The following is a 2,604-nucleotide window of genomic DNA, read 5'->3' on the forward strand; positions in this document are numbered from 1 at the left end:
CCTCGCCCTGCCCGGCGGGCCCGTCGAGGGGAAAGCGGATGCGTTCACGCGCGCCGCGGGGCAGGACAAAGACCTGCCCGTTCTCGTGGAACAGCCGCCCGGGGATCATGTTCATCGGCGGCGAGCCCATGAAGCCCGCGACGAACAGATCGACGGGGCTTTCATAGATCGTGGCCGGATCGGCGAATTGCCGGATATGGCCGTTATCCATCACCGCGATGCGGGTGGCCAGCGTCATCGCCTCGATCTGGTCATGGGTGACATAGACCACGGTCTTGCCCAGCCTCTGGTGCAGCTTCTTGATCTCGGTGCGCATCTCGATCCGAAGCTTGGCGTCGAGGTTGGAAAACGGCTCGTCGAACAGGAACACCGCCGGTTGCCGGACCAGCGCACGCCCCATCGCGACGCGCTGGCGCTGGCCGCCCGACAACTGGCCGGGCTTGCGGTCCAGCAGGTGGTCGATCTGAAGAAGCTTCGCGAAGTCCGCAAGCGCGGCCTCTTGTGCGTCCTTGGGCACGCGGCGGGTTTCCATGCCGAAGGTGATGTTCGCCCGCACCGTCCTTGTGGGGTAAAGCGCGTAGGACTGGAACACCATGGCGATGTCGCGGTCGCGCGGCGGCACGCGGTTGACGTTCTGCCCGCCGATCAGGACATTGCCCGAGGTGACGGTTTCAAGCCCCGCGATCAGGTTCAGCAGCGTGGATTTCCCGCATCCCGAGGGGCCGACGAGAACCACGAACTCGCCCGGCTCGATTTCCAGGTCGACGCCCCTGATGACCTCTGTTCCGCCGAAACTCTTGCGCAGGTCTTCCAGCCGGATGCCCGATGCCATGCCCTACCCCTTGACCGCACCGGCCGACAGCCCGCGCACGAAATACGCCCCCGCCACGACATAGACCAACAGCGTCGGCAGCCCCGCGATGATCGCCGCGGCCATGTCGACGTTGTATTCCTTGACCCCCGTCGAGGTGTTCACCACGTTGTTCAAGGCCACCGTCACAGGGTTGGAATCGCCCACGGTAAAGGCCACGCCGAACAGGAAGTCGTTCCATATCTGCGTGAACTGCCAGATCACTGTCACCACGATGGCGGGCAGCGACATCGGAAGCACGATCCGGAAGAAGATGCCGAAGAAACCCGCCCCGTCCACCTTGGCCGCATTCACGATGCCATCGGACACGCCGATGAAGAAATTGCGGAAGAACAGCGTGGTGAAGGCCAGCCCGTAGACCGTGTGGACAAGGATCAGCCCCGGCACAGTGCCGGCCAGCCCCAATTGCCCCAACGTGCGCGCCATCGGCAACAGCACCACCTGGAACGGGATGAAGGCGCCGAACAGCATCAGCGCAAAGACGATGTCGGCCCCGCGAAACCGCCATTTGGTCAGCGCATAGCCGTTCAGTGCGCCCAGCAGGATCGCCAGAAGGATGCCGAGGCCCATGCTGATCGCGATGAACAGGCCAGAAAAGACGAACAGGTTCTTCAGCGCCACATACCAGCGCGGCGTGGCCCAGAGCCGTTCATACTGGGCCAGACCGTGAAAGTCGTAGACCGGCATCACGCCGGACTTGGTGAAGGAAATCCAGATCGTCCAGGCGATGAAACCATAGACGAAAAAGAGGCTGACCGCGAAAAGCGGCGAGACCACGATTAGCGGCAGGCGCCGCTCGATCGCCCGTGACATGGCCCTCCGCATGTCAGCCCTTCGTCCCCCGGCACCGGTCGGCGATTGCCCCCCGCCGGGATTGTCCATTACATCGCGCGCTTGACGGCGGCGGCCAGCCGCTCTGCGGCGTCCTCGGAACTCATGTTCGAGTTGAAGAACTCGGTCGCCAGATCGAGGAACTCGCCCCGGACCGAGCGCGAGATCGCCATTTCATGCGCCATCGAGGGCACCAGCGCGTTCGCCTCGGTCGCCTTGAGCAGATCGTCATGCGAGCGTTGCGCACAGGCGTCGAAGGCCTCCAGCTGCACATCGGTCCGCGCCGGGATGGACCCCTTGGCTAGGTTGAAGGTCGCCTGGAACCCGGGCGACATGATCAGGCTCGCCAGCAGTTTCTGCCCGGCGATGTTGTCCTCGCCCGACACCTTGAAGAAGGTGAAGCTGTCCGAATTCAGCACAAAACCGTTGCCCGGCGTCGGCGCGCACAGGAAATCCTCGCCCGGCACCTTGCCCGCGGCAAGAAACTCGCCCTTGGCCCAGTCGCCCATGATCTGGAACGCAGCCTCGCCATTCATCACCATGGCGGTGGCAAGGTTCCAGTCCCGGCCCGAGAAGTTCGGATCGACATAGCCGCGCATCCTGCGCAACTGGTCGAAGGCCGCAACCATGGTGGGCGAGTTCAGCGCGTCCTGATCAAGATCGACAAGGGCTGCGCGGAAAAAATCGGCCCCGCCCACACTCAGAACTACGTTCTCGAAGATCGTGGCGTCCTGCCAGGGCTGCCCGCCATGGGCCAAGGGCGTGATGCCCGCGGCCAGGAGCGCATCGGCCGCGGCGTTGAACTCATCCCAGGTGGTGGGCATCGCCTCGATCCCGGCGCGGGCCAGAACCTCGGGATTGGCCCAGATCCAGTCGACGCGGTGGATATTGACGGGCGCGGC

General features: G+C 64.2%; 3 protein-coding genes. All 3 read right to left on the reverse strand.

Features of this window, described 5'->3' with window-relative positions; translation table 11 throughout:
• Positions 1-832, reverse strand: an 832-nt coding sequence (locus ENN83_RS11410) for an ABC transporter ATP-binding protein (RefSeq protein WP_287187133.1), incomplete at its 3' end; no start/stop codon positions are given.
• A gap of 3 nt (positions 833-835) precedes the next feature.
• The gene (locus ENN83_RS11415) at positions 836-1,684 is read right to left on the reverse strand and encodes a carbohydrate ABC transporter permease (protein ID WP_287187135.1); all 849 of its coding nucleotides are present in this window, start codon (positions 1,682-1,684) and stop codon (positions 836-838) included.
• A gap of 68 nt (positions 1,685-1,752) precedes the next feature.
• A partial coding sequence (locus ENN83_RS11420; protein WP_287187138.1) for an ABC transporter substrate-binding protein occupies positions 1,753-2,604 on the reverse strand: 852 nt, incomplete at its 5' end.

This window comes from Rhodovulum sp., assembly GCF_011048875.1.
Lineage (GTDB): Bacteria > Pseudomonadota > Alphaproteobacteria > Rhodobacterales > Rhodobacteraceae > Rhodovulum > Rhodovulum tesquicola.

What these genes read in the sequence shown, in the direction of transcription:
- ENN83_RS11415 (WP_287187135.1), bottom strand. Translation starts at nt 1,684, where the DNA reads ATGTCACGGGCGATCGAGCGGCGCCTGCCGCTAATCGTGGTCTCGCCG.